Annotated in this window: 20 protein-coding genes; 12 read left to right on the top strand and 8 right to left on the bottom strand. The window is 67.2% G+C overall.

Features of this window, described 5'->3' with window-relative positions; all coding sequences use genetic code 11:
- Positions 1 to 1,536, top strand: a 1,536-nt coding sequence (locus HFL01S_RS18555; RefSeq protein WP_218008644.1) for a hypothetical protein, incomplete at its 5' end; no start/stop codon positions are given.
- 132 nt (positions 1,537 to 1,668) lie between these two features.
- Here the strand turns inward: HFL01S_RS18555 and HFL01S_RS18550 are convergent.
- Positions 1,669 to 2,094 (bottom strand): PKD domain-containing protein, encoded by a 426-nt coding sequence (locus HFL01S_RS18550; RefSeq protein WP_066261265.1) that lies wholly within the window; start codon positions 2,092 to 2,094, stop codon positions 1,669 to 1,671.
- 148 nt (positions 2,095 to 2,242) lie between these two features.
- Here HFL01S_RS18550 and HFL01S_RS18545 point away from each other — a divergent pair, with 148 nt between their 5' ends.
- Positions 2,243 to 3,457 (top strand): SLC13 family permease, encoded by a 1,215-nt coding sequence (locus HFL01S_RS18545; RefSeq protein WP_245644859.1) that lies wholly within the window; start codon positions 2,243 to 2,245, stop codon positions 3,455 to 3,457.
- Between the two features lie 3 nt (positions 3,458 to 3,460).
- On the opposite strand, the gene HFL01S_RS18540 is transcribed toward HFL01S_RS18545, so the two are convergent.
- Complete coding sequence (locus tag HFL01S_RS18540) at positions 3,461 to 4,369, bottom strand: DUF6279 family lipoprotein (protein WP_066261259.1); 909 nt, start codon at positions 4,367 to 4,369, stop codon at positions 3,461 to 3,463.
- Between HFL01S_RS18540 and glmU the strand changes: the two genes are divergently transcribed.
- Complete coding sequence (glmU, locus tag HFL01S_RS18535) at positions 4,368 to 5,777, top strand: bifunctional UDP-N-acetylglucosamine diphosphorylase/glucosamine-1-phosphate N-acetyltransferase GlmU (RefSeq protein WP_066261258.1); 1,410 nt, start codon at positions 4,368 to 4,370, stop codon at positions 5,775 to 5,777. The two genes, HFL01S_RS18540 and glmU, sit on opposite strands and share 2 nt — an antisense overlap.
- A gap of 30 nt (positions 5,778 to 5,807) precedes the next feature.
- Here glmU and HFL01S_RS18530 read toward each other — a convergent pair whose 3' ends face one another.
- Positions 5,808 to 6,518 (bottom strand): DUF2726 domain-containing protein, encoded by a 711-nt coding sequence (locus HFL01S_RS18530; RefSeq protein ID WP_066261257.1) that lies wholly within the window; start codon positions 6,516 to 6,518, stop codon positions 5,808 to 5,810.
- A gap of 92 nt (positions 6,519 to 6,610) precedes the next feature.
- Positions 6,611 to 7,120: an Lrp/AsnC family transcriptional regulator gene (locus HFL01S_RS18525; protein WP_066261255.1), complete on the bottom strand. Its 510-nt coding sequence runs from the start codon at positions 7,118 to 7,120 to the stop codon at positions 6,611 to 6,613.
- Between the two features lie 138 nt (positions 7,121 to 7,258).
- Here HFL01S_RS18525 and glmS point away from each other — a divergent pair, with 138 nt between their 5' ends.
- The 4 genes from glmS (at position 7,259) to HFL01S_RS18505 (ending at position 14,459) form a co-directional block, all read left to right on the top strand.
- Complete coding sequence (gene glmS / locus HFL01S_RS18520) at positions 7,259 to 9,121, top strand: glutamine--fructose-6-phosphate transaminase (isomerizing) (RefSeq protein WP_066261253.1); 1,863 nt, start codon at positions 7,259 to 7,261, stop codon at positions 9,119 to 9,121.
- A 90-nt stretch (positions 9,122 to 9,211) separates the two neighbouring features.
- A complete protein-coding gene (locus HFL01S_RS18515; protein WP_084383480.1) occupies positions 9,212 to 10,240 on the top strand; it encodes an ABC transporter substrate-binding protein in 1,029 nt (342 codons plus the stop codon).
- Complete coding sequence (locus HFL01S_RS18510; RefSeq protein ID WP_066261251.1) at positions 10,240 to 14,025, top strand: PAS domain-containing protein; 3,786 nt, start codon at positions 10,240 to 10,242, stop codon at positions 14,023 to 14,025. The genes HFL01S_RS18515 and HFL01S_RS18510 overlap by 1 nt, the downstream gene beginning before the upstream one ends.
- Positions 14,022 to 14,459: a response regulator gene (locus tag HFL01S_RS18505; protein WP_066261250.1), complete on the top strand. Its 438-nt coding sequence runs from the start codon at positions 14,022 to 14,024 to the stop codon at positions 14,457 to 14,459. The genes HFL01S_RS18510 and HFL01S_RS18505 overlap by 4 nt, the downstream gene beginning before the upstream one ends.
- Here HFL01S_RS18505 and HFL01S_RS18500 read toward each other — a convergent pair whose 3' ends face one another.
- From HFL01S_RS18500 to HFL01S_RS25770, 4 genes are all read right to left on the bottom strand, one after another.
- Positions 14,460 to 15,422 carry a PDR/VanB family oxidoreductase gene (locus tag HFL01S_RS18500; protein WP_066261249.1) on the bottom strand — a complete coding sequence of 321 codons (963 nt, stop codon included), beginning with the start codon at positions 15,420 to 15,422 and terminating at the stop codon, positions 14,460 to 14,462. It lies immediately after the preceding gene.
- Positions 15,419 to 16,456 (bottom strand): Rieske 2Fe-2S domain-containing protein, encoded by a 1,038-nt coding sequence (locus HFL01S_RS18495; RefSeq protein WP_066261248.1) that lies wholly within the window; start codon positions 16,454 to 16,456, stop codon positions 15,419 to 15,421. The genes HFL01S_RS18500 and HFL01S_RS18495 overlap by 4 nt, the downstream gene beginning before the upstream one ends.
- A gap of 97 nt (positions 16,457 to 16,553) precedes the next feature.
- Positions 16,554 to 17,015 (bottom strand): MarR family winged helix-turn-helix transcriptional regulator, encoded by a 462-nt coding sequence (locus tag HFL01S_RS25775; protein WP_066261247.1) that lies wholly within the window; start codon positions 17,013 to 17,015, stop codon positions 16,554 to 16,556.
- 64 nt (positions 17,016 to 17,079) lie between these two features.
- Positions 17,080 to 17,427 (bottom strand): hypothetical protein, encoded by a 348-nt coding sequence (locus HFL01S_RS25770; RefSeq protein WP_066261246.1) that lies wholly within the window; start codon positions 17,425 to 17,427, stop codon positions 17,080 to 17,082.
- 193 nt (positions 17,428 to 17,620) lie between these two features.
- Between HFL01S_RS25770 and HFL01S_RS18480 the strand changes: the two genes are divergently transcribed.
- The 5 genes from HFL01S_RS18480 to HFL01S_RS18460 all read left to right on the top strand — a co-directional run bounded on the left by HFL01S_RS18480 (position 17,621) and on the right by HFL01S_RS18460 (position 21,779).
- Positions 17,621 to 18,127: a universal stress protein gene (locus HFL01S_RS18480; protein ID WP_245644858.1), complete on the top strand. Its 507-nt coding sequence runs from the start codon at positions 17,621 to 17,623 to the stop codon at positions 18,125 to 18,127.
- A gap of 380 nt (positions 18,128 to 18,507) precedes the next feature.
- Complete coding sequence (locus HFL01S_RS18475; RefSeq protein WP_066261243.1) at positions 18,508 to 20,208, top strand: FAD-dependent oxidoreductase; 1,701 nt, start codon at positions 18,508 to 18,510, stop codon at positions 20,206 to 20,208.
- Between the two features lie 32 nt (positions 20,209 to 20,240).
- Positions 20,241 to 20,465, top strand: a complete 225-nt coding sequence (locus HFL01S_RS18470) for a DUF2783 domain-containing protein (protein WP_066261241.1) — start codon at positions 20,241 to 20,243, stop codon at positions 20,463 to 20,465.
- 25 nt (positions 20,466 to 20,490) lie between these two features.
- Entirely contained in the window at positions 20,491 to 21,030 is a 540-nt protein-coding gene (locus tag HFL01S_RS18465; protein ID WP_066261239.1) for a VOC family protein, read from the top strand.
- A gap of 101 nt (positions 21,031 to 21,131) precedes the next feature.
- A complete protein-coding gene (locus tag HFL01S_RS18460) occupies positions 21,132 to 21,779 on the top strand; it encodes a hypothetical protein (protein ID WP_066261238.1) in 648 nt (215 codons plus the stop codon).
- Positions 21,780 to 21,805 lie beyond the last annotated feature (26 nt).

Below are 21,805 nucleotides of genomic sequence, written 5' to 3'. Positions count from 1 at the left end.
GCCATCCCTAACGAAGATTGCTCCGGCAAGGGAGCGGGTATCGTCAAATACGGAGTCAATCGCCATGGAACTCCAAGGTATCAATGCAAAGGATGCAAGAAGGTGTTTGCCCACGGCGGCAAGTCCACCAAGCGGCAGCGCAAGACGCACATCAATCGAGATGTATTCCAGCAGCTGATGAACTCGGTGCCTTTGCGCCGAATCATCAAGATGAATAGAATCAGCCCTTCGACGCTGTACAACAAGCTCGAATTCATCCACCAACAGTGCCAAGCCTTCGTTAGTGCACGCGAGGGGCAGTTGCCGACCAAGGCTGATTTGGGCGAGAGGTTTCTCACCACCGACAGGCAGAAGCTGGTGGTCAATTGGTCCTCCAGAAAAGACCGCCGAAATACGATTCTTCTGTCCATGGCGACTGCCGATTTAGAGACCGGTTATGTGCTTGGCGTTCATGTCAATTACGACCCCGACCTGAACGTCGACCACGTGTACGAGGATTACAAGAATGTCGGGGACGACAAGCTAACGAGGCCGTATCGCAGATACGCACGTGTTTGGCTGCCCGAGGATTACGAGTCCGCAGATGGAAGGGCATCGAGCATCCAAGTGACGAAGCTCCGAGCCTCTATGAGTGAGGGGTCTCCGTCTCTCGCCCTCCAGGGCCTCTCAGCCACCATCGTTGCCCTGTACACCCAAGTGCAGGCTCGCGAGGATGTTGAAGCAGATACCCCCTCACCACATATTCGAACGCCAGCGCAAGGCATGCTATTGCACGAGCAGGTGGTCATGTTCGCCCACATGCAATTCGTGAGCCGAATGCTCAACAAGGCAGAGCGATTGATTTGCTTCATGGACCAGGACTCAGGGCTGCGAGGCGCGTTTATGGCTGCCATGGGTGAACGGGTGAAGCGCGGTGCCGCAGAGGGCTTCTACGTCAATCACACGGATTTACCCATCGACGCAAAGCATGCTGCTATTGCAAAAAGCAAGAAACAGTTGCAGGACGTGATTGCCGAGAACCCCGGAATGTCGGAGCGGGAGGCCGCACTGGAATTGGGCAGACAACAGCTCAAGCTCATGACCAAGCACGGCGCATGGAATGACTATTGGTTCGCGCATCCGCTGGCAGACCCCCGAGAACCTGAAAAGCAGATTTGCTGGTTGACAAATCGAAAGCCCATCCCCGATGACCCTGAAATCCGAACAGCGGAGTTAGAGGGGGTGTTGGACCTCTACATGAGGGCGACGCTTACGGCGGTCGACAGATTCTTCATGCAGGTACGTCGCGCAATCACAGTTGCGGAGCGCGGAATCGCTAGCGCATCAGCAGACCGGAGAATCTGGTTCGGCAAGAACGCCTACAACCCTCGCAATCTCGTCATGCTTCTTGAAGTATTCCGGGTTTACTTCAACTACTGCGAAGTTGGCCAGGACAAGAGAACGCCGGCCATGCGCCTTGGACTCGCCAGAGGTCCGGTAGCTCCGGAGGACATCCTCTACTTCCGTCCGAGGGAGCAGTCGGGCTCGGCCCCGTGAAGGAAGAAAGCCCCGCCCTGCAGTCGCAGAACGGGGCTTCAAATCAGACAGAACCGCAGCCCTAAGCCATCAACTCCTTAGCCGAACGGCTAGTGTGGACACAGCGGCTTTTTTGTTGATGAAGCAAGAGCGCTACTGCGTCGCCGTGCTGGTGGTGGATGTGGCGGTCGAGCTGGTGTCCTCGGTGTCGCTGGTCGTGTCCTCGATCACCAGGGCCTCTTTCACCTCCAACTGGTCCTCGACGGAGGCCTCGCGGCCCGCGCTGTCGGTCACGGTGAGCTTGATGGTGTAGGTGCCGGCCTTGTCGTAGGTGTGGGTCACGGTTTCGCCTTTGGCGGTGCTGCCGTCGCCGAAACTCCACGACCAGCCCACGGCCACGTTGTCCTCGGGCATGTTGGACACCACCGATCCGGAGGCGTCGAAGGTCAGCTCGGTGCCGGCCCGCGCGGTGCTGGGGGTGACCTCGTAAATCGGCACTGGCAGGCAGCCGGTGAGCGCCAGCGCCGCAAAGCTGGCCAGCAGGAATTTCGAAAAGGTCAGGTTTCTGAACGTTGTCATGTGTGGCTCCCGGATCGTTGGCCAACGATGGTAATCCCATTCGGGGTCCGGGAGCTACCGCACAAGGGCCGACAATCGTGTATCGATCTGTAGCCTCTTCATGTCACCTGCGCTGTCTTCCTTTGTCTCTTCGCCCTCGGAATGGGGGGTGGTTCTGGTCTTCGCCACCGTCTACCTGGGCATGTTTCTTGGCGGTCTGCCGCGCCTGAAGCTGGACCGGTCCGGTGTGGCGCTGCTGGGCGCGATCGCCGTGATCGCCATTTCCGGCATGGCGGTGGAGGACGCGGCCCGGTCGGTGGACCTGCCGACCATCGTGCTGCTGTTCGCCTTCATGGTGGTGTCGGCCCAGATGCGGCTGGGCGGTTTCTATACCGAGGTCACGCGCCGGGTGGGCGGCCTGCCGCTGTCGCGGGCCGGGCTGCTGGCCGCGCTGATCGTGGTCGCTGGCGGGCTGTCGGCGGTGTTTTCCAACGACATCGTCTGCCTGGCCATGACCCCTGTGGTCGCGCGCCTGTGCCTGCAGCGCGGCCTCCACCCGGTGCCCTTCCTGATCGGTCTGGCCTGCGCCGCCAACATCGGTTCGGCCGCCACGCTGATAGGCAACCCGCAGAACATGCTGATCGGTTCGGTGCTGCGCCTGCCGTTCGACGGCTACATGCGGCACGCCCTGCTGCCCGTGGGCATCAGCCTGGCGCTGCTCTGGGTCTGGCTGGCCTACGGTCCCGGGGCCCGCGTCGGGGTTGCGGCGGCGGTTCAGGTGGCTGGCGACACGGTGCGAGCCGAAGACGAAGCGCCGTTCGACCGCTGGCAGACGGCCAAAGGGCTGGCCGTGGCGCTGGTGCTGATGGTGGTGTTCCTGTTCACCGGCTGGCACCGCGACGTGGCCGCGCTGGTGGGGGCGGCCGTGCTGCTGCTCAGCCGCCGCTTCCATTCCGCGGATGTGATGGGCTCGGTCGACTGGCAGCTGCTGCTGCTGTTCATCGGGCTGTTCATCGTCAACCACGCGTTCGAGCAGACCGGGCTGGCGGCCCAGGCGGTCGCCTGGCTGGCCACCCAGGGCGTGCACCTGACCGACCCGGGCACCCTGCTGGTGCTGGGCACGGTGCTGTCCAACCTGGTGTCCAACGTGCCGGCGGTGATGCTGCTGCTGCCGCACCTGGAGGCCGACCCCCAGCAGGCCGGCGCCCAGCTGGCGCTGGTGAGCACCTTTGCGGGCAACCTGCTGCTGGTGGGCTCGATCGCCAACCTGATCGTGGCCGACCTCGCGGCCCGGGAGGGCATCGTGCTCGACTGGAAGCGGCACGTGGTCACGGGCCTGCCCGTGGCCCTGATGTCGCTCGCCGTGGTCTGTCTGCTGGCCTGAGGCTCAGTGGGGAGCGACGAGCGAACGCAGGTCGCTCTCGTAGTCCTTGAGCACGCGCACGGCGTGCTGACGCTGCTCCGCCGTGGTGGTGTTGTGCAGGGCAGCGAACTGCTCGCAGGCGTTGCGCACCAGGCTGTCGCTGTAAGCCGCGAAGCCGGGCAGGGGCGACTGCATCACGCGGTCGTGCCAGCGGCGCAGCGCGGTGGTAGCCGTGGCCACGGTGGCACCCCGTTCGGCCTGCAGTTCGCGCAGGGTGCGGATCAGATCGGTCTGGCGGCGCAGGCGCTCGGTGTTCACCCGCTGGGCGTCGAACGGGGAACTGCGGATGCGCTCGCGCAGCAGGGCCAGCTGGGCATTGCTCAGGTCGCCGTACAGGGGTTCGTAGCGGTCCAGGGCACGATCCATCAGGTTGTCCAGCCGCTCCTCGTCGCTGACACGGATGTACTTCTGCTCGAACTCCCGGTTGTTCTTGTCGTATTTCTTCTGCAGATGCTGCAGCTGCGCAGGGGTCAGGGTGAGGGCCAGCCGCGCCATCGGCTCCAGGCTGCGGTCGACCATGCGCAGGTAGGCGCCGCGCAGGGCATCGAACTGAGTGCAGGCAAGATCGGCGCTGCTGTCGGTCTGGGCCATCTGCTGCCACTGTTGCAGGCGCGGGATGTAGCCGGGTAGTTCCGCTGTGCGGTGCCAGGCGAAGAAGGCATCGATGTCGCGCCGCAGCTGGCCTGTCTGCGCTTCGTTCAGGTCGGCATAGCCGTCGATCCACCAGTAGCTCAGGCTGGGCGCCTGGTTGTAGGCAAGGCGCAGCGCGCTGCAGCCCACGAGCACGAGCGAAAGCAGGCCCAGCACCAGGGCGCGCGCGATAATCCGCGCCATCGAAGAGGTGCCCTTGTCGGCCTCAGGAAAGGTGTTCATGTCGTTCCCTGTGGATGTGGTGGTGATGGCGGCCGGCAAAGGCACGCGCATGAAGAGCAGCAAGCCCAAAGTGTTGCACCGTCTGGGCGGTCGTGCACTGGCCCAGCATGTGATCGACACGGCCGCCCGGGTATCGGCGCGCGCGGTGGTGGTGATCACCGGCCACGGCGCCGAACAGGTGGAAGCTGGCCTGGTCGCTCCGGCCTTGGAGTCGGGTGGGGCGCTGAAGTTGCAGTTCGTGCGCCAGGAGCCGCAGCTGGGCACCGGTCATGCGGTGCAGCAGGCGGTGCCGGTGCTGCCCGACGACGGCGTGACCCTGGCGCTCTCGGGCGACGTGCCGCTGACCCGGCCCGAAACCCTGCAGGCGCTGCTCGACCTGTGCGGCGGGCAGCGGCTGGCGCTGCTGACGCTCGACATGCCCGACCCCACGGGGTACGGCCGCATCGTGCGGGCGGCCGACGCTTCGGTGGCCGCGATCGTCGAACACAAGGACGCAAGCGACGCCCAGCGCGCCATCACCGAGATCTACAGCGGCATCATGGCCGTGCCCACGAAGCTGCTGCGCGGCTGGCTGGCCCGTCTGGACAACCAGAACGCCCAGGGCGAGTACTACCTGACCGATGTGGTGAAGTTCGCCGTGGCCGATGGCGTGGCCGTGCAGGCTCACCGTATCACCGACGCGCTGCAGGTGGCCGGCGTGAACAGCCCGCTGCAACTGGCCGAGCTGGAGCGGGCGCACCAGCGGCGCGTGGCCGAGGCGCTGATGGAGCAGGGCGTGCGCCTGGCCGACCCGGCGCGGCTGGACGTGCGCGGCGCGCTGGTCTGCGGGCAGGACGTCGAGATCGACGTCAACTGCGTGTTTGAAGGCCGGGTCGAACTGGGTGCCGGCGTGCGCATCGGTGCGAACTGCGTGATCGCCAACGCGGTGATCGGCGCGGGGGCGGTGATCCACCCGTTCACCCACATCGAGGGCGAGAAAGCCGGCGTGTCGGTCGGCGAGGGTGCGCTGATCGGGCCGTTCGCCCGCCTGCGGCCGGGCGCCCGGCTGGGGCGCGAGGTGCACATCGGCAACTTTGTGGAGGTCAAGAACTCCACGCTGGCCGACAGCGCCAAGGCCAACCACCTGGCCTATCTGGGCGACGCCACCGTGGGCGAGCGGGTGAACTACGGCGCGGGCAGCATCACCGCCAACTACGACGGCGCCAACAAGCACCGCACGGTGATCGAAGCCGACGTGCATGTGGGCAGCAACTGCGTGCTGGTGGCGCCGGTCACGATCGGCGCGGGCGGGACAGTAGGGGGCGGCTCAACCATCACCCGCGACACGCCGCCGGGCGCGCTGAGCGTGGCGCGCGGGCGCCAGACGGTGATTCCGAACTGGCAGCGGCCCGCGAAGAAAAAGAGCTGACCGGGGAAAAGGGAGCGCTGCCGGGCAGGATCAGGCGCGGCGGCGCACCGCTTCGATCTGCCGCTCGTGCTGGGACTTGCGGTCTGTCCTCGCCTCCCCAAGTTCCATCAGGCCGCTCAGGCCCATCACCTCGGACTCCTTGAAGCCGGTGCTGGGATAGACCAGGGTGTCGAATTCCGAGAACTTCGACTCCAGCTGCTGGCGGACGCTTTCACCGTTGTTGCTTTCGCCGTCCTGGGCCTTGGGCCGGGGCAGGGCGGCCAGATCGAGCTGGCGGCGGAAGTCGTTGGGCGTGGGCATGCGGTGGATGCTGTTCTTGAGGAACAGGAAGCGCACGCCGGCGGTCTTGAGGATGCGGTTCTTGATCTTGACCTGGTGGGCCTTGGCCTTGGCGTCGCTGAGGTGGTATTGCTCGACATCGAACGCGAACACCGCGCGCCCTTCGGCGTCGCAGACCACAAAGTCGACCTTCTGGGTCTTCAGCCGTTCCTTGGCTCGCTGGATGTCGGCCGAGCGCCGCACCGACAGCATGTTCTGGAGCGGGACATTGGGCAGCACCACCTGGTCCGGGAAGGTTTCGCGCAGGTAGTCCAGCATGGCGACCTGTTCAGGCGCCAGGATGCGCTCGGGGGTGTAGCGGTCCTCGCGCCCCGAGACCTTGCGGAAGTAGCGGCGATAGGCCCAGACGCCAGCGGCCACCAGGGCGATGGCGACCAAGAACGCGATCCACAACGGAAACATGCAACCTCCTGACTGTTGGCAAATGGCAACTTTTTGATGCACGGATTCTAGGTGGGGTGTTACGCAGTCCGGACGCAAATAACCCCTTGTTACTAGTCGGCTGGACTGGTCTGTAGGCCGCCGGACAGCGGGATCCGGGGGTCGAACTTGGCCCGCTTCACACTGAAAAAGGCCTTGACGTTGCGCACGTTGGCACTGGAGGTGAACAGCCTCTGTGCCAGCGCGAGGTAGGCCGGCATGTCCCGGGTGTGCACCACCAGCATGAAATCGGGGCCCGGGCTGACGCGGTAGCACTGCTGCACGGCGGGGTCGGGCAGCACATGGGTCTCGAAGGCGTCCAGGTGTTCGGCGCCCTGGCGCTCCAGCGTCACCTCCACCAGGGTTGTCAGGCCATGGCCGATCAGTGGCGCCAGGCGGTCGGGGTGGAGCAGCGCCACCTCGCGCTCGATCACGCCGGTTTCCCGCAGGCGCTTGATGCGCCGCAGGCTGGTGGGGGGCGACACATGGGCCAGTGCGGCCAGGGTCTGGTTGTGCCGGCTGGCGTCGGTCTGCAGCAGTTCCAGCAGCCTCAGATCGGTGGCGTCGAGGAATTCTGATTCCATGGTTTGATCACAAATGAAATAAAAACAAAAACCTGAAGAGTCATGAAATTATCAGGTGCTGAATGTTGTTCATGTGAATGCCTATTTCTTTTTGTCGTGCCTACCATGCCCCCATACCAACCAATGGAGTGAACCAATATGTGCGGCATCGTGGCAGGGGTTTCGGGGCGCGACGTGGTGCCCGTTCTGGTCCAGGGTTTGCAGCGGCTGGAGTACCGCGGCTACGACTCCTGTGGTGTGGCGGTGCACAGCGAGGGGCTGCGGCGGGCGCGCAGCACCGCCCGGGTGGCCGAGCTGGTCGAGCAGGTGAAGGCCGAGCAGATTGCCAGCGGCACCGGCATTGCCCACACCCGCTGGGCCACGCACGGAGCGCCGGCGGTGCACAACGCCCACCCCCATTTCAGCCATGGCCCTACCCACACCAGCGCCAGCGGTGCGGCCGGCCGCGTGGCCCTGGTGCACAACGGCATCATCGAAAACCACGACGAGCTGCGCGCCGCCTTGCAGGCCAAGGGCTATGTGTTCGAGAGCCAGGCCGACACCGAGGTCATCGCGCACCTGATCGATTCGCTCTACGAGGGCGATGTGTTCGTGGCGCTGCAGGCGGCGGTGGCGCAGCTGCACGGCGCCTACGCGCTGGCGGTGTTTCACAAGGACGAGCCGCACCGCGTGGTGGGCGCGCGCGCCGGTTCGCCGCTGATCCTGGGTGTGGGCGACGGCGGCCAGGAGCATTTCCTGGCCAGCGATGCCATGGCCCTGGCCGGCGTGACCGATCAGATCGTGTATCTGGAAGAGGGCGATCTGGTGGACCTGCAGCTGGGCCGCTACTGGGTGACCGACGGCCAGGGGCGCAGCTTCGACGCCGCGCAGCGCCCGGTGAAGACGGTCCAGGCGCACAGCGGCGCCGCCGAGCTCGGCCCCTACCGCCACTACATGCAGAAGGAGATCTTCGAGCAGCCGCGCGCCATTGGCGACACGCTCGAAGGCGTCAACGGCATCACCCCCGAGCTGTTCGGTGACGGTGCCTACAGCATCTTCAAACAGATCGACCGGGTGCTGATCCTGGCCTGCGGCACCAGCTACTACAGCGGCTGCGCGGCCAAGTACTGGCTGGAGGAGATCGCGCAGATCCCGACCCAGGTGGAGGTGGCCAGCGAGTACCGCTACCGCACCAGCGTGCCCGACCCGAAGACGCTGGTGGTCACCATCAGCCAGAGCGGCGAGACCGCCGACACCCTGGCCGCGCTGCGCCATGCGCAGGGCCTGGGCATGAAGCACACACTGACCATCTGCAACGTGGCCACCAGCGCCATGGTGCGCGAGTGCCGCCTGGCCTACATCACCCGCGCCGGGGTGGAGATCGGCGTGGCCTCGACCAAGGCCTTCACCACCCAGCTGGCCGGCCTGTTCCTGCTGACGCTGGCGCTGGCCCAGGTGCGCGGGCGCCTGTCGGTCGAGCAGGAGGCGGCGCACCTCAAGGCCATGCGCCACCTGCCGGTGGCCCTGCAGGCGGTGCTGGCGCTCGAGCCCCAGGTCATCAGCTGGGCCGAGGACTTCGCGCGCATGGACAACGCGCTGTTCCTGGGCCGCGGCCTGCACTACCCGATTGCGCTTGAAGGCGCGCTCAAGCTCAAGGAAATCAGCTACATCCACGCCGAGGCCTACCCGGCCGGCGAACTCAAGCACGGCCCGCTGGCCCTGGTGACCAGCGCCATGCCGGTGGTGACGGTGGCGCCCAACGACGCGCTGCTGGAAAAGCTCAAGAGCAACATGCAGGAGGTGCGGGCCCGCGGCGGCGTGCTCTACGTGCTGGCCGATGCCGACACCCGCATCGGCAGCGGGGAGGGCATCCACGTCATCCGCATGCCCGAGCACTACGGCGCGCTCTCGCCCATCCTGCACGTGGTGCCGCTGCAACTGCTGGCCTACCACACGGCGCTGGCCCGGGGCACCGATGTCGACAAACCCCGCAACCTGGCCAAGAGCGTGACGGTGGAGTGAGGCTTTCTTGGGGGTTCGGCGGGGTTCGTTGGCCCGGCTTGTCAGCTTCGGTGACAGAATGTTCCACACCAGCAGCCAGCGGCCCATTGCATGCCACAGGAACCACAGACAGGTGCAGGACAGGAAACCGGGAGGACCCTGAACCGCAGGGGCCTGCTGTCCTGTCTGGCCCTGGGCGCGGCGGCGCTGGCCGGCTGTCAGCCGCCGCCCCAGGCACCGCTGAAGCTGGGTCTGAACCCCTGGGTCGGCTACGACCCGATGGTGCTGGCGCGCGACAGGGGTCTGCTGGACGCGGCGCAGGTCAAGGTGGTGGAGCTCGCTTCCAGCTCGGAAACCATGCGCTACCTGCGCAACGGCTTGCTGGACGGCGCCGCGCTGACCCTGGACGAGACCCTGCGCCTCGCGGATGACGGGGTCGACCTGCGCATCGTGCTCCTGCTGTCGACCTCGGCCGGTGCCGATGTGGTGATGGCGCGCCCGGACATCCGCACCCTGACCGACCTGCGCGGCCGCTCGATCGCCGTCGAGCGGACCACGGTGGGCGCCCTGATGCTGCAGCGCCTGCTGCAGGCCGGGGGCCTGCAGCCACACGAGGTGCAGGTCCGCAACCTGGAGGCCTCCCAGCACCTGTCCGCGCTGCGCAACAGACTGGTCGATGCGGTCGTGACGTTCGAGCCCCTGGCTGGCCCCCTGCAGGCCGAAGGGTTGCGACCGCTGTTCGACAGCCGCCAGATGCCGGGCGACATCGTGGACGTGCTCGTGGTCCGGGCGGAGACGCTGACCCGGCGCCAGCCGCAGGTTGAGGCCGCCGTGCTCGGCTGGCGCCGCGGGCTCCATGCCCTGGAGCGCGATCCGCAAGCGAGCGCCGAGTTGCTGGCGGCGGGGGTCGACCTCACGCCTGCTGACTACCTCACCACCCTCAAGGGGCTCAAGTTCTATGCCGACGGGGAGGGCCTGGCGCTCATGTCGGGTCGGCCGCGCGCGCTGGGGCAGCAGTCGGAAGGTCTGGCCATCACCCTGGGCCTGATGGGACTGCTCCGGGAGACCCCGGACTGGGGGCGGCTGCTGGACGAGGACTGGGCCGGCCGCCTGCAGACCCTGGAAGGCGCTCAGCCGTGATGCCGGCGCTGCGCCACGGTCTGCTGGGCATGTCCGCCCGCCGGCTGGTGCCCCTGCTGATCTTTCTGGTGGCCCTGCTGGCGATCGGCATCCGGTACCAGCACCAGATGGGGCGCATCGCGGCCGAAGTGGAGGCGATCGAAACCCAGCGGCTGCGGGATCGTCTGGGCATCGACCAGAACCGTCTCGACGTGCGCATGGGCCTGTCCGACCCGCTGATGCTGCGCCGGATCGTGAGCTCGCTGGGCCTGCACGATGGCCTGGACCACGCCTATCTCGTCAGTCCCCAGAACGCGGTGCTGGCCTCGCTCTCGCGGGCCGACATCGGACGGACGCTGGACGAGGCGCTGTCCCGGGTGGACGAGCGCGAGCGCCTGCGGGCGCTCTTCAATGGGCCGGTGCGCACCGGCATCGACATCTCGGTGATCCGTGAGGCCTCGCTGGTGACCGGCTGGGTGCCTCTGCTGGACGGACATCGCCTGGGTGTGATGGTGGACATCGCCGTCCCCCTGGCGCAGCGCCGGCAGCAGGCGCTGCAGGAACTGGCCGCGGAGGCGCTGGCCGCGCTGGGGGTGGCGACCCTGCTGGCGCTGCTGCTGCACCTGATCTGGTTCCGGCGGGCCCAGAAGCTGGTCACCGCCCTGGAACACATGGGCGCTGGTGACCTCTCGGCGCGCGCGGGGCTGACCGGGCAGGACGAACTGGCGCTGATCGGCCGCGCCACCGACCACATGGCCCGCCAGCTGGAGGCCGACCGGGCCGTGGCCCTGCACCTGAGCGAGCTGGTCAACCGGTCGCCGCTGGTGGTGATCGAGTGGCGCCTGGCGCCTGGCTGGCCGGTGCACTACGTCAACGACAACGTCCGCCAGTGGGGCTACGACCCGCAGGCGCTGGTGGCGGGCGGCGTGCCGTTTGTCTCGCTGCTGCACCCGGACGATGCCGGGTGGGTCGGGGCCGAGGTGGACCGCTTCCTGGAGCACGGGCCGGACGAGTACCACCAGGAATACCGGATCCTCCGGGCCGACGGCTCCACCGCCTGGGTGCACGACCACACCCGCTACGAGCGCAACACACTCGGCCAAGTGGTGCGGATCAGCGGCATCCTGCTGGACATCAGTGCCCAGAAGGAAGCCCAGCAGGCCCAGCGGGAGCAGGGCGAGTTGCTGCGCCTGTTCTACGAGCTGCCCTTCCTGGGCATGGCGATTTCCTCGCCGACCGACAAGCGATGGCTGCAGGTCAACGACCGGCTCTGTGACATGCTGGGGTATTCGCGCGAAGAGTTGCTCGGCAAGAGCTGGGCGGAACTGACCATGCCGGAGGATATCCAGCGAAATGCAGGCCTGTTCGAAGAACTCATGGCGAATCGGCGGGACGGGTACCGTGTTGCAAAACGGTACTTGGGCAAGAAAGGGAACCCGATCTACGTGGAGATCGACGTGCGGGCCCAGCGCAAAGCGGGTGGTCAGATCCAGCAAGTGTTCACGACGGTGCAGGACATCACCGAACGTCAGCGCTACGAGCAGGCGCTGCAGCAGATGCAGGACCAGATGCTCAAGGCTCAGCGCATCGGCAACATGGGCAGTTGGACCATCGACCTGCGCAGGCGTACCTTTGTGGCGTCGCCGCAGGCGCTGGTGATCTATGGCACCGACCCCGCACGCCCGGAAATGACGCTGGAGGAAGCCGATGCCCTTGTGGTGCCGGAAGACCAGGCACTGGTGCGTGAGGCCGTCCTGCGCGGCGCCAGCACCGGTGAGCCCTGCGACCTGCGCTGCCGCGTCCTGAACCAGGTGCGCGGTGTGCGCCACCTGCATGTGCGGGCCGAGTTCGAGCGCGAGGACGGGCAGTTCGTGCGCTGCGTCGGTATGGTGGTCGACGAGACCGACTTGGTCCAGGCGCAGCGCGACCGGGACCGCCTGGTCTCGGTGCTGGAGGCGACCCCGGACATCGTGAGCATGGCCAATCCGCAGGGGCAGGTGTTCTATTTCAACCGGGCCGGCTACGAGGTGCTCGGGCTGCCCCAGGACGCGCCGCTGGCCGATGCGATTGCCCACGTGCATCCCCAGTGGGCCGCAAGGCTGATCAAGGAAGAGGGCATTCCGGCGGCGATTGCACAGGGCCGCTGGCTGGGCGAGACGGCGGTGAATGGCGCGGACAGCCGCGAGATCCCGATGTCGCAGATGATCCTCTCGCACCACGGGCCCGATGGTCAGCTGATGTACCTGTCGACCATCCTGCGCGACATCTCCGAGCGCAAGGCGGCCGAGGCCGCGCTGCGCGAACAGGGACGGGTGCTGGCCGAGGCGCAGGAACTCGCGCGCATGGGCAACTGGCGCATCGACCTGCCGTCGCGCCAGGTGACCTGGTCGCGGGCCCTGTTTCCGCTGCTGGGGTGCGACCCTGACAAGGACCAGGCCTCGCAGGAGAACTTCCTGGCCAACATGCACCCGGACGACCGCCCGCGCATGCAGCGGACCGTGCAGGAGCACCTCGGCGGCAAGGACGGCGACACACGGGTGATTGAGCACCGGGTGGTGACGCCGGCGGGTATCCGGTACCTGGAAACGCGGGCGCGCCTGTCGTGCGACGGGCAGGGGCTCCCCCTGCGGCTCTTCGGCACCACCATGGATGTCACCGATCGGGTGTTGGCCTCGCAGGTGGTGACCGATCTCAAGGACATGCTGGAGCAGGCGGAGACGGTGTCGCTGCTGGGCAGCTGGGCAGGCGACGCCGAAACGCAGCGGCTCAATGTCTCCGCCCAGCTGTTCCGCAACCTGGGGCTGGAACCGGCGGACCGGCCGCCGACGGATGCCCAATACCTGGACCGCATCCATCCCGAGGACCGTCCCTTGGTGATGGACGACATGCAGAGCATCCGTGCGGGTGGCCCGCCCGAGGATTTCGTGTTCCGCACCAACCCCGCCCACGGCCCCGTTCGCTGGATGCGCCGGACCGCGCGCCGCATCGACCGGAGCGCCGAAGGGCTGCAACCGCGCTACATCGGCACCTTGCTGGACATCACCGAGTCGGTGCACGCCGAGGAACGGCTGCGGCACATCAACCAGGCGCTGGAGCAGCGGGTGGCCGAGCGCACCGCGCAGCTGAGCCAGGCCAACCAGGAGCTGGAGGCGTTTTCCTACACCGTGTCGCACGACCTCAAGGCGCCGCTGCGCGGCATCGACGGCTACAGCCAGCTGCTGGTGGAGGAGTACGGCGACAAGCTCGACGAAGAGGGGCAGCATTTCGTGCGCCGCATCCGCCACGGGGTGCAGCAGATGGGCGCGCTGATCGCCGACCTGCTGGAATACTCGCGCATGGAGCGGCGCGACATGGCGGCCGGGCCGGTGGCGATCCGGCCGCTGGTCGAGTCGATCCTGGAGAGTTTCCACGACGACATCGAGCGCGAGGGAGCGCAGCTGCGGAACGGGCTGGACGACTTCACCCTGGCGCTGGACCGCGAGGGCATTTCGGTGGTGCTGCGCAACCTGGTCGGCAATGCGCTGAAGTTCAGCCGGGACAGCAGTCCGCCCGTGGTCGAGATCGGCAGCCGCGTGGAAAATGGACGCCGTGTCCTCTGGGTGCGTGACAACGGGGTGGGTTTTGACATGAAATACCACGATCGCATGTTCGGCATCTTCCAGCGCCTGCACCGGGCGGAAGAGTTTCCGGGCACCGGCGTCGGTCTGGCGCTGGTGGCCAAGGCCGTGCAGCGCATGGGCGGACGCGTGTGGGCCGAGAGTGCCCTGGGCGCCGGCGCCACCTTCTATCTGGAGTTCCCGCAATGAACACAGCCCTGCAGCCGCCCCCGATTCTCCTGGTCGAGGACAACCCCATGGACCTGGACCTGACGCTCCGGGCATTCACGAAGAAGCGGCTCACCAACCATGTGCAGGTGGCGCGCGATGGCGAGGAGGCGCTGGCCTTCATGGCGCGCTGGGACGCGGGCGAGCAGCTGCCGGCGGTGATCCTGCTGGACATCAACCTGCCCAAGGTCAACGGCCTGGAGGTGCTGCGCCAGCTCAAGGCGCACGAGCGCTTCCGCCGCATCCCGGTGGTAATCCTCACCTCCTCACGCGAAGACCGCGACCTCACCGCCGCCTACGACCTGGGCGTGAACTCCTACATCGAGAAGCCGGTGAGCTTCAGCAAGTTCATGGAAGTGGCCGAGCAGATCGAGCTCTACTGGTGCGTGCTCAACGAGCGGCCCGGCCGGGTCTGATCAGAGGTCCAGCACCAGGCGCGCGCTGCTGGCGCGCGAGCAGCAGGGCAGGAACTGGTTGTTCGCGGCGCGCTCCTCGGGCGTGAGGTACTGGTCGCGGTGGTCCGGCACGCCGCTTTTCACACCTGTCAGGCAGGTGCCGCAGACGCCCTGCTCGCAGGACATCGGAATGTCCAGGCCCGCCGCCAGCAGCGCGGCGAGTGCGGTCTGGTCGGCCGCCACCGGGATCACGCGGCCGCTGCTCGCCAGCTCCAGCTCGAAGCCGCCGTCGCCCGCCGTGCCCATGGGCGCGGCCGCGAAGTACTCGCGGTGCAGGCGGGCCTCGTCCCAGCCCTGGGCGCGACCTTCGGCCAGCACCGCCTCCATGAAGCCGGTGGGGCCGCAGACGTAGAGGTGACTGCCTGCGGGCGCGCTGCGCAGCGTGGCGGCCAGGTCCAGCTTCTGGTTTGCTGCACCGTCGTCGAAGTGGTGGTGCACCTGCGCCGCAAACGGCGCCGCGGCCAGTTGCGCCACGAAGGGCGTGCGCTCGCGCGAACGCGTGGCGTGGTGCAGCGTGAACGCGGCCCCCTGCGCGGCCAGCTGCTCGGCCATGGCCAGCAGCGGCGTGATGCCGATGCCGCCGGCCAGCAGCAGGTGGTGGGGTGCCGATGGGGCAAGTTCGAACAGGTTGCGCGGCGTGCCGATGTCCAGCACCGTGCCCACCTGCAGCTGGTCGTGCACCGTGGCCGAACCGCCGCGCGAGGCGGCATCGCGCAGCACGGCGATGCGGTAGCGGTGGGTTTCGCCGGGCGCGTTGCACAGCGAGTACTGGCGCACCAGGCCGCCGGGCAGGTGCACATCGATGTGGGCACCGGCGCTGAAGGCGGGCAGGGCACTGCCGTCGACGGCCACCAGGTCGAGGCTGCAGATGTCCAGCGCCTCGTCCTGGCGGGCGGCCACGCGCATACGGATCAGGGCAGTCATGTGGCGGCCCCTTGTTCAGCCGCGATCACGCGCTCGATCACCTTGCGCGACTGCACGCCGCCGGTGTCGATGTTGAGCTTGAGCAGGGCGCGGTCCGGGAAGGCGCTGAGGTTGCGCTGCTGGCGTTCCAGCATGTCCAGGTCTTCCGAGAAGATCTTGCCCTGGCCCTCGCGGATCTGCGCGGTCAGCGCCTTGTCGCCCGGGTTGAACTTGCGCGCCATGCCCCAGAAGTAGTGCATCGAGGTGTTGGTCTCGGGTGTGATGAAGTCGATCACCTTGCTGTACACCTTGTGTTCGGCCGGCGCGTCGTAGCCACCGTGGCCAGCGTGGGCCACACCCACCTCGATGATCACGTGGCTGGGCGGTGTGAAGCGGCAGATCTGCCAGCGGTCCACCGGCACGTCGTCGGCCAGGCCCTTGGCGCGCAGTGCGGCCTTCCAGAACGGCGGCGCGGGAATGTCGCTCATGAAGCGGCTGGTGACCACCTCGTCGCCGTTGACCGTGGTCTTGCAGGGCGTTTCGTCGATCTCCGGCTGGCCGATGCTGGTGGCGTGCACGTAGGTTTCGTGCGTCAGGTCCATCAGGTTGTCGATCATCAGCCGGTAGTCGGCCTTGACGTGGTAGAGCCCGCCGCCGTAGGCCCACTCGGGGTTGTCGTGCCACTCCATGTGCGGGATCAGCGCCGGGTCGGCCTTGTCCTTCTCGCCCGGCCAGACCCAGACAAAGCCGTAGCGCTCCTCCACCGGGAAGCTGCGGATGGCCGGGAAGCCGCCGACGCGCTGGCCAGGCATGGCGATCGTCTTGCCGTCGCAACCCATCTCCAGCCCGTGGTAGCCGCAGACCAGCTTGCCTTCGCACACGTAACCCAGGGACAGCGGTGCACCGCGGTGCGGGCAGAAGTCCTCCACCGCTGCCACCTTGCCCTCGTGGGCCCGGTAGAACACGATGGCCTGGTTGCAGATGGTGCGGCCCAGGGGCTTTTCGTCGATCTCGTCGGCCGTGCAGGCCACGTACCAGGTGTTGGTAGGGAACATGCGGGTCTCCTTCGTGGGTGGAATAGTCATTCAGTGTGCTGAATGAAAGCCATTGTACGAACAGCGCGCGAGGAAAAAAAGCCCCCGCAGCTTCGGGTTAACCCTGATCGGGTGGGAGGGCTGGCTGTTCGTTGAGCTGCACGAACTTGCGCAGCAGGCGCAGGAACTCGTCGCGTTCCTGGGGTTCCAGCGGTTCCAGCAGGCGCGAGTACATCGGGTGCACGCGCGGCAGCATGTCGGCCAGCACCGACTCGCCGTCGGCGGTCAGGCGCAAGGCGCGCTGGCGCCGCGGCAGCAGCTCGCGCACGATCCAGCCCTTGGCATCGAGCCGGGTGGCGATGTCAGCGGTGGTGGAGGTGTCCAGCGCCACCCGGTCGGCGAGTGTCACCTGGTCGATGCCGGGCTCGGCCTTGAGCGCGCGCAGCACCGCGTACTGCACCGGCGTGACCTGCCGGCCGTGGGTGTCGTGAAAGGTCGACACCGCGAGCTGGTGCGCGCGGCGGATCAGGTGGCCGGGTTCGGCCTGCAGCGTCAGGTGGGTCGAAGGGTCCGTGTTCACGTGGGCCTCGGCGGCTGTGGGGAGCCAAGATCTTAAGCGCGCACCTGCGGCAAGGTGCAGAAACTCAGCACGCGCGCAGGCGTGCCAGCGTCGATTCGAAGTCGGGGGATTCGACGATGGACAGGATGGCGAGCGCGTAGGAAGCCTCGGCGGCCTCCTGGCTGAACAGGCGGCTGAGGGTGCCGGGCGCCAGCAGGCGGTTGACCCGGGTGCCGGGGGCGGTGGCACGGATGTCTTCGAGCACCTGGGCGAGGGGCAGCGCAGGCGTGCCCTTGGGAAAGCCCAGGGTTTCGACGAAGGTCGGCGGTTCGATGGCGGGCTGGGCGGCCTGTGCGGCGACCAGCCTTGGGTCCGGCTGGGGCAGGGCGCCGTAGGCGGACTCGGTAAACAGCTCGCGGGTTTGGGGGCACATGGTGTGGTGAAAGACAGTCTGACCGGACGGGAGCGGTTGCTGCAGGGATCTTGCCCCGGTTGCTGTCGCGGACGACTGTCAGGACTGACAGGTGGCCGGCAAAGCCCGCACCGCTGCGAGACTTTCCGCACACGGTGTGACCCTGTGGCATCAGCGGTGTCCGGCATGGTCATCGTGGCACTCGCATGGCATCATGGCCCGACGGTCCTGCAAGGGGCGGGGCCATTCGCTGGAGGTGATCGCCATGCTGAACATCCTGATTCCGGTCGATGGTTCTTCCCACGCGCTGCTGGCGGTGCACCACGCGGTGCGGCTGGTGCACGCGGGGTTGCGGGCACGCTTCGTGGTGGCGAACGTGCAGGAGAGCGCCACGCTGTACGAGATGGTGGTGGCGCACGACCCCGAGGTGCTGGAGAAGGTGAGCGAGGGTGCCGGGTTGGACCTGATGCGACCGGCGGTGGCGCTGCTGGAGGCGGCCGGGCAGAAGGTGGAGAAGGAAGTGGCCACGGGCGATCCGGCGCACATGCTGATCGAGATCGTCGAGCGCTTTGGCTGCCACGCGGTGATCATGACGGCGGGCACGGGCGGGGGGCTGCGGGCGGCCTTGCTGGGGTCGGTGACGCAGCACCTGGTGGACCACTCGCCGGTGCCGGTGACGGTGGTGCGGGAACCTGTGGCGCCTTCTGAAGAAGACCTGTGACCTCTTTTTCTCCGGCGTCTGGTTGGTGGCCGTTGCGTTTTTGACTCCCCCTCTCTGCGCCAACGGCGTGGGGTGACCACTCCGCTCATGTCCCCCGGACCGGCTGCGCCGGTCCTCCTCCTTTACTTCGCTGCGTGGTCACCCCACGCCGTTGGCGCTTGCACACATGTTGGCGAACCAATGTGGGCGCGCCAGCAAAGCTTTAGGGCCTGAGAGGTGTCGCCGAGAAACGCCGCGAGACTGATTTGGCTAGCAGTATGAAAATTACGTTTAGAGAAACGTATTTACCAATACGAAATTCTGAGCTACAGTACGCCCCGGACCAAACCCCGGCCGGCCGACCCTGAAGCCGGTGCACACCCCGCAGGAGACAGACCTCGATGGGCACCTACACCTACCCCACCTTTCCGTACCGCGCCCCCGCCGACCTCATCGCCGGCGAACCCCAGCGCAAACCCCTCATCGTCATCGGCGCCGGCCCGGTTGGCCTCGCCGCCGCCATCGACGCTCGGCTGCACGGCCTGGACGTGCTGCTGTTCGACGAAGAAGACAGCGTTTCCTTCGGCTCGCGGGCTGTCTGCTACGCCAAGCGCGCGCTCGAAATCCTCGACCGGCTGGGCGTGGGCGATGCCGTCGTCGACAAGGGCGTGAGCTGGAACGTCGGCCGCACCTTCCTGCGCGAGGAAGAGGTCTACCGCTTCAACCTCGTGCCCGACGCCGGCCACAAGCGCCCGGGCATGATCAACCTGCAGCAGTACCACCTCGAAGAGGCGCTGGCGCACCGCGCCACCGAACTGGGCGCCGACCTGCGCTGGAAGTACAAGGTGGTGGGCGTGACGCCGTTGGAAGACGGCGCCCGCGTCAGCGTCGAGACCCCGGATGGCAACTTCGAGATCGATGCCGACTGGCTGATCGTGGCCGACGGCGCGCGCTCCAACGTGCGGCGCCAGCTGGGCCTGGACATTGAAGGCCATGTGTTCAAGGACCGCTTCCTGATCGCCGACGTGGTGATGAAGGCCGACTTCCCGGCCGAGCGCTGGTTCTGGTTCGACCCGCCCTTCCACCCCAACCAGAGCGTGCTGCTGCACAAGCAGAGCGACAACGTCTGGCGCATCGACTTCCAGCTCGGCTGGGACGCCGACCCCGAGAAAGAGAAGAAGCCCGAGAAGATCATTCCGCGCGTCAAGGCCATGCTGGGCGACGAGCGCGAGTTCGAACTGGAGTGGGCCAGCATCTACACCTTCCAGTGCCGTCGCATGAAGAACTTCCGCCACGGCCGCCTGCTGTTCGCGGGCGACGCGGCGCACCAGGTTTCGCCCTTCGGCGCGCGCGGCGCCAACTCCGGCTTCCAGGACACCGACGACCTGCTGTGGAAGCTGGCGCTGGTGATCAAGGGCCAGGCGCCCGAGGCCCTGCTCGACAGCTACGACGCCGACCGCACCTACGCGGCCGACGAGAACATCCGCAACTCCACCCGTTCGACCGACTTCATCACGCCCAAGAGCGCGGTCAGCAAGCTGTTCCGCAACGCGGCGCTGGAGCTGGCGCGCACCCAGCCCTTCGCGCGCAAGCTGGTGAACTCCGGCCGCCTGTCGGTGCCCGCCTTCCTGGTGCACTCGGCGCTGAACACGGCCGACGTGGATGCCTTCGAGGGCAACATGGTCCCTGGTGCGCCGATGGACGATGCGCCGGTGCGCGTGGCCGGGCAGGACGCCTGGCTGCTCGACCAGCTGGGCAACCGCTTCGTGCTGCTGGCCTTCGTCGACGATCCGGGCCAGCTGGAGCCGTCGCTGCGCGCCCAGGCCACGGCGCTGGCCGCCGAGCCGGTGCCGGTCGAGACGGTGCTGGTGACGCCGCACGGCGGCAGCGCCGTCGGCTTTACCGTGCTGCAGGACCGCGACGGCCTGTGCGCCCAGCGCTACGACGCCCGCCCGGGCACGACCTATCTGGTCCGCCCCGACCAGCACGTGGCCGCCCGCTGGCGCCGCGCCGACCTGGCCGCCGTGCGCGCCGCACTGGCCCGAGCCGCCGGCCACACCCAGGGAGCCGTGGCCGCAATGCCTGAAGCCGTCGCGGCCTGAACCCGTCGCGGCCTGAACCCGAGGAGACCTCCATGAGCCTGCAACTGCAACCCAACCTCGCCGAGCCCGGCCAGCGCTACTTCCGCGACTTCACGCCCGGCGACGACTTCTACGAAGCCCTGATCGAGACCCATCGCGACCTCAGCGACGCACAGAGCCAGATGCTCAATGCCAAGCTGATCCTGCTGCTGGCCAACCAGGTCGGCGACATCTCGGCGCTGAAACAGGCGCTCGCGATTGCCCGTGAAGGCGTCTGAACCCCTCATTCCGAAGGAGACCCCCATGAACATCCGCAAGATCCACCATGTCGCCTACCGCTGCAAGGACGCCAAGACCACGGTCGAGTGGTACCAGAAGCACCTGGGCATGAACTTCGTGCTCGCCATCGCTGAAGACCAGGTGCCGTCGACACACGCGCCCGACCCTTACATGCACCTGTTCATGGACGCGGGCGGTGGCAACATCCTGGCGTTCTTTGAACTGCCGAACTCGCCCGAGATGGGCAAGGACCCCAACACCCCCGACTGGGTGCAGCACATCGCGCTGGAGGTCGACACCGTGGCGGAGCTGGAAGCCACCAAGGCGCGGCTGGAAGCGGCCGGCATCCCGGTGGTGGGCCTGACCGACCACACCATCTTCAAGTCGATCTACTTCTTCGACCCCAACGGCCACCGCCTGGAACTGGCGGCCAACACCGCCACGCCCGAGATGATGAAGAAGCTCGACGATGTGAAGTGGGACATGCTCAATGAATGGTCCCAGACGAAGCGCGCACCCAAGCACGCCGCCTGGATGCACGAAAAAGAACTGGCCGCCAGCTGAATTGGGGGGTGAAAACCCCTCAAGTTCCGGTTTAGGTGGTCGAAAACCCGGAGGACCAGCGGAATTGTCATGGCCGCTGACCCGTTGAAGAGGGGTTTTCCATGTTGAACATCAGTACCAGCCAGCCGGTGAGCTGGCCGACTGCGGCGCCCGTGACCGTGGCGCCGGTCGCTGCCATTTCCTCGGCCGGCGCTGCACAGCCGTCCGCCCGCGATCCGCAGGCCGATTCGGGTCGCGGTGGCCAGGGCACGCGCAGCGGCGTTCCGTCCCCGGTCCGCAACGACCAGGAACCGGGCGCTGGTGCGCCCACTGTTCAACCGGCCCCCATCCTGCCCAACGCGCGCAAGGACAGCGAGCGCGGTTCACCCGCCGACTACCTGGCCGATGCCAGGCTGCGCGCCGAGCAGCGCCAAGAAGAAGAGCAGAAGGCCCGTGAGCAGTCCGAGCAGAAGCTCCAGTTGCAGGAGGTGCTGACCACGGTGTGGAAGGCCAGCGCCGCCGTGGTCGATGTGGTGCTGGGCCGCGAGCAGGAGGCGGCCGCCGTCGACGCCGCGGCAGCCAGCGGGGTGCGGGACGCGGGGGCCACGAACCAGCCACCCGTCGCCAACGACGCCCAGGTGGATCTGCCCGGCATCGAGGCCGTCCCCGCCGCGCTGCGCCGGGAGCAGGAGCCGGTGGCCTACACCGAGCAGGGCGCCAGCACCTGGCCACCTCTGGAAACCGGCAGCCTGCTCAGCCGCCGGGTGTGAACGCCCGCAGGGGCTCGACCCACAGC

Source organism: Hydrogenophaga flava NBRC 102514 (assembly GCF_001571145.1).
GTDB lineage: Bacteria > Pseudomonadota > Gammaproteobacteria > Burkholderiales > Burkholderiaceae_C > Hydrogenophaga > Hydrogenophaga flava.
This window is presented reverse-complemented; position numbering and strand designations above follow the sequence as displayed.

What these genes read in the sequence shown, in the direction of transcription:
- HFL01S_RS18550 (WP_066261265.1), bottom strand. Translation starts at nt 2,094, where the DNA reads ATGACAACGTTCAGAAACCTGACCTTTTCGAAATTCCTGCTGGCCAGC.
- glmU (WP_066261258.1), top strand. Translation starts at nt 4,368, where the DNA reads ATGTCGTTCCCTGTGGATGTGGTGGTGATGGCGGCCGGCAAAGGCACG.
- HFL01S_RS18540 (WP_066261259.1), bottom strand. Translation starts at nt 4,369, where the DNA reads ATGAACACCTTTCCTGAGGCCGACAAGGGCACCTCTTCGATGGCGCGG.
- HFL01S_RS18530 (WP_066261257.1), bottom strand. Translation starts at nt 6,518, where the DNA reads ATGTTTCCGTTGTGGATCGCGTTCTTGGTCGCCATCGCCCTGGTGGCC.
- HFL01S_RS18525 (WP_066261255.1), bottom strand. Translation starts at nt 7,120, where the DNA reads ATGGAATCAGAATTCCTCGACGCCACCGATCTGAGGCTGCTGGAACTG.
- glmS (WP_066261253.1), top strand. Translation starts at nt 7,259, where the DNA reads ATGTGCGGCATCGTGGCAGGGGTTTCGGGGCGCGACGTGGTGCCCGTT.
- HFL01S_RS18515 (WP_084383480.1), top strand. Translation starts at nt 9,212, where the DNA reads ATGCCACAGGAACCACAGACAGGTGCAGGACAGGAAACCGGGAGGACC.
- HFL01S_RS18510 (WP_066261251.1), top strand. Translation starts at nt 10,240, where the DNA reads ATGCCGGCGCTGCGCCACGGTCTGCTGGGCATGTCCGCCCGCCGGCTG.
- HFL01S_RS18505 (WP_066261250.1), top strand. Translation starts at nt 14,022, where the DNA reads ATGAACACAGCCCTGCAGCCGCCCCCGATTCTCCTGGTCGAGGACAAC.
- HFL01S_RS18500 (WP_066261249.1), bottom strand. Translation starts at nt 15,422, where the DNA reads ATGACTGCCCTGATCCGTATGCGCGTGGCCGCCCGCCAGGACGAGGCG.
- HFL01S_RS18495 (WP_066261248.1), bottom strand. Translation starts at nt 16,456, where the DNA reads ATGTTCCCTACCAACACCTGGTACGTGGCCTGCACGGCCGACGAGATC.
- HFL01S_RS25770 (WP_066261246.1), bottom strand. Translation starts at nt 17,427, where the DNA reads ATGTGCCCCCAAACCCGCGAGCTGTTTACCGAGTCCGCCTACGGCGCC.
- HFL01S_RS18480 (WP_245644858.1), top strand. Translation starts at nt 17,621, where the DNA reads ATGGCCCGACGGTCCTGCAAGGGGCGGGGCCATTCGCTGGAGGTGATC.
- HFL01S_RS18475 (WP_066261243.1), top strand. Translation starts at nt 18,508, where the DNA reads ATGGGCACCTACACCTACCCCACCTTTCCGTACCGCGCCCCCGCCGAC.
- HFL01S_RS18470 (WP_066261241.1), top strand. Translation starts at nt 20,241, where the DNA reads ATGAGCCTGCAACTGCAACCCAACCTCGCCGAGCCCGGCCAGCGCTAC.
- HFL01S_RS18465 (WP_066261239.1), top strand. Translation starts at nt 20,491, where the DNA reads ATGAACATCCGCAAGATCCACCATGTCGCCTACCGCTGCAAGGACGCC.
- HFL01S_RS18460 (WP_066261238.1), top strand. Translation starts at nt 21,132, where the DNA reads ATGTTGAACATCAGTACCAGCCAGCCGGTGAGCTGGCCGACTGCGGCG.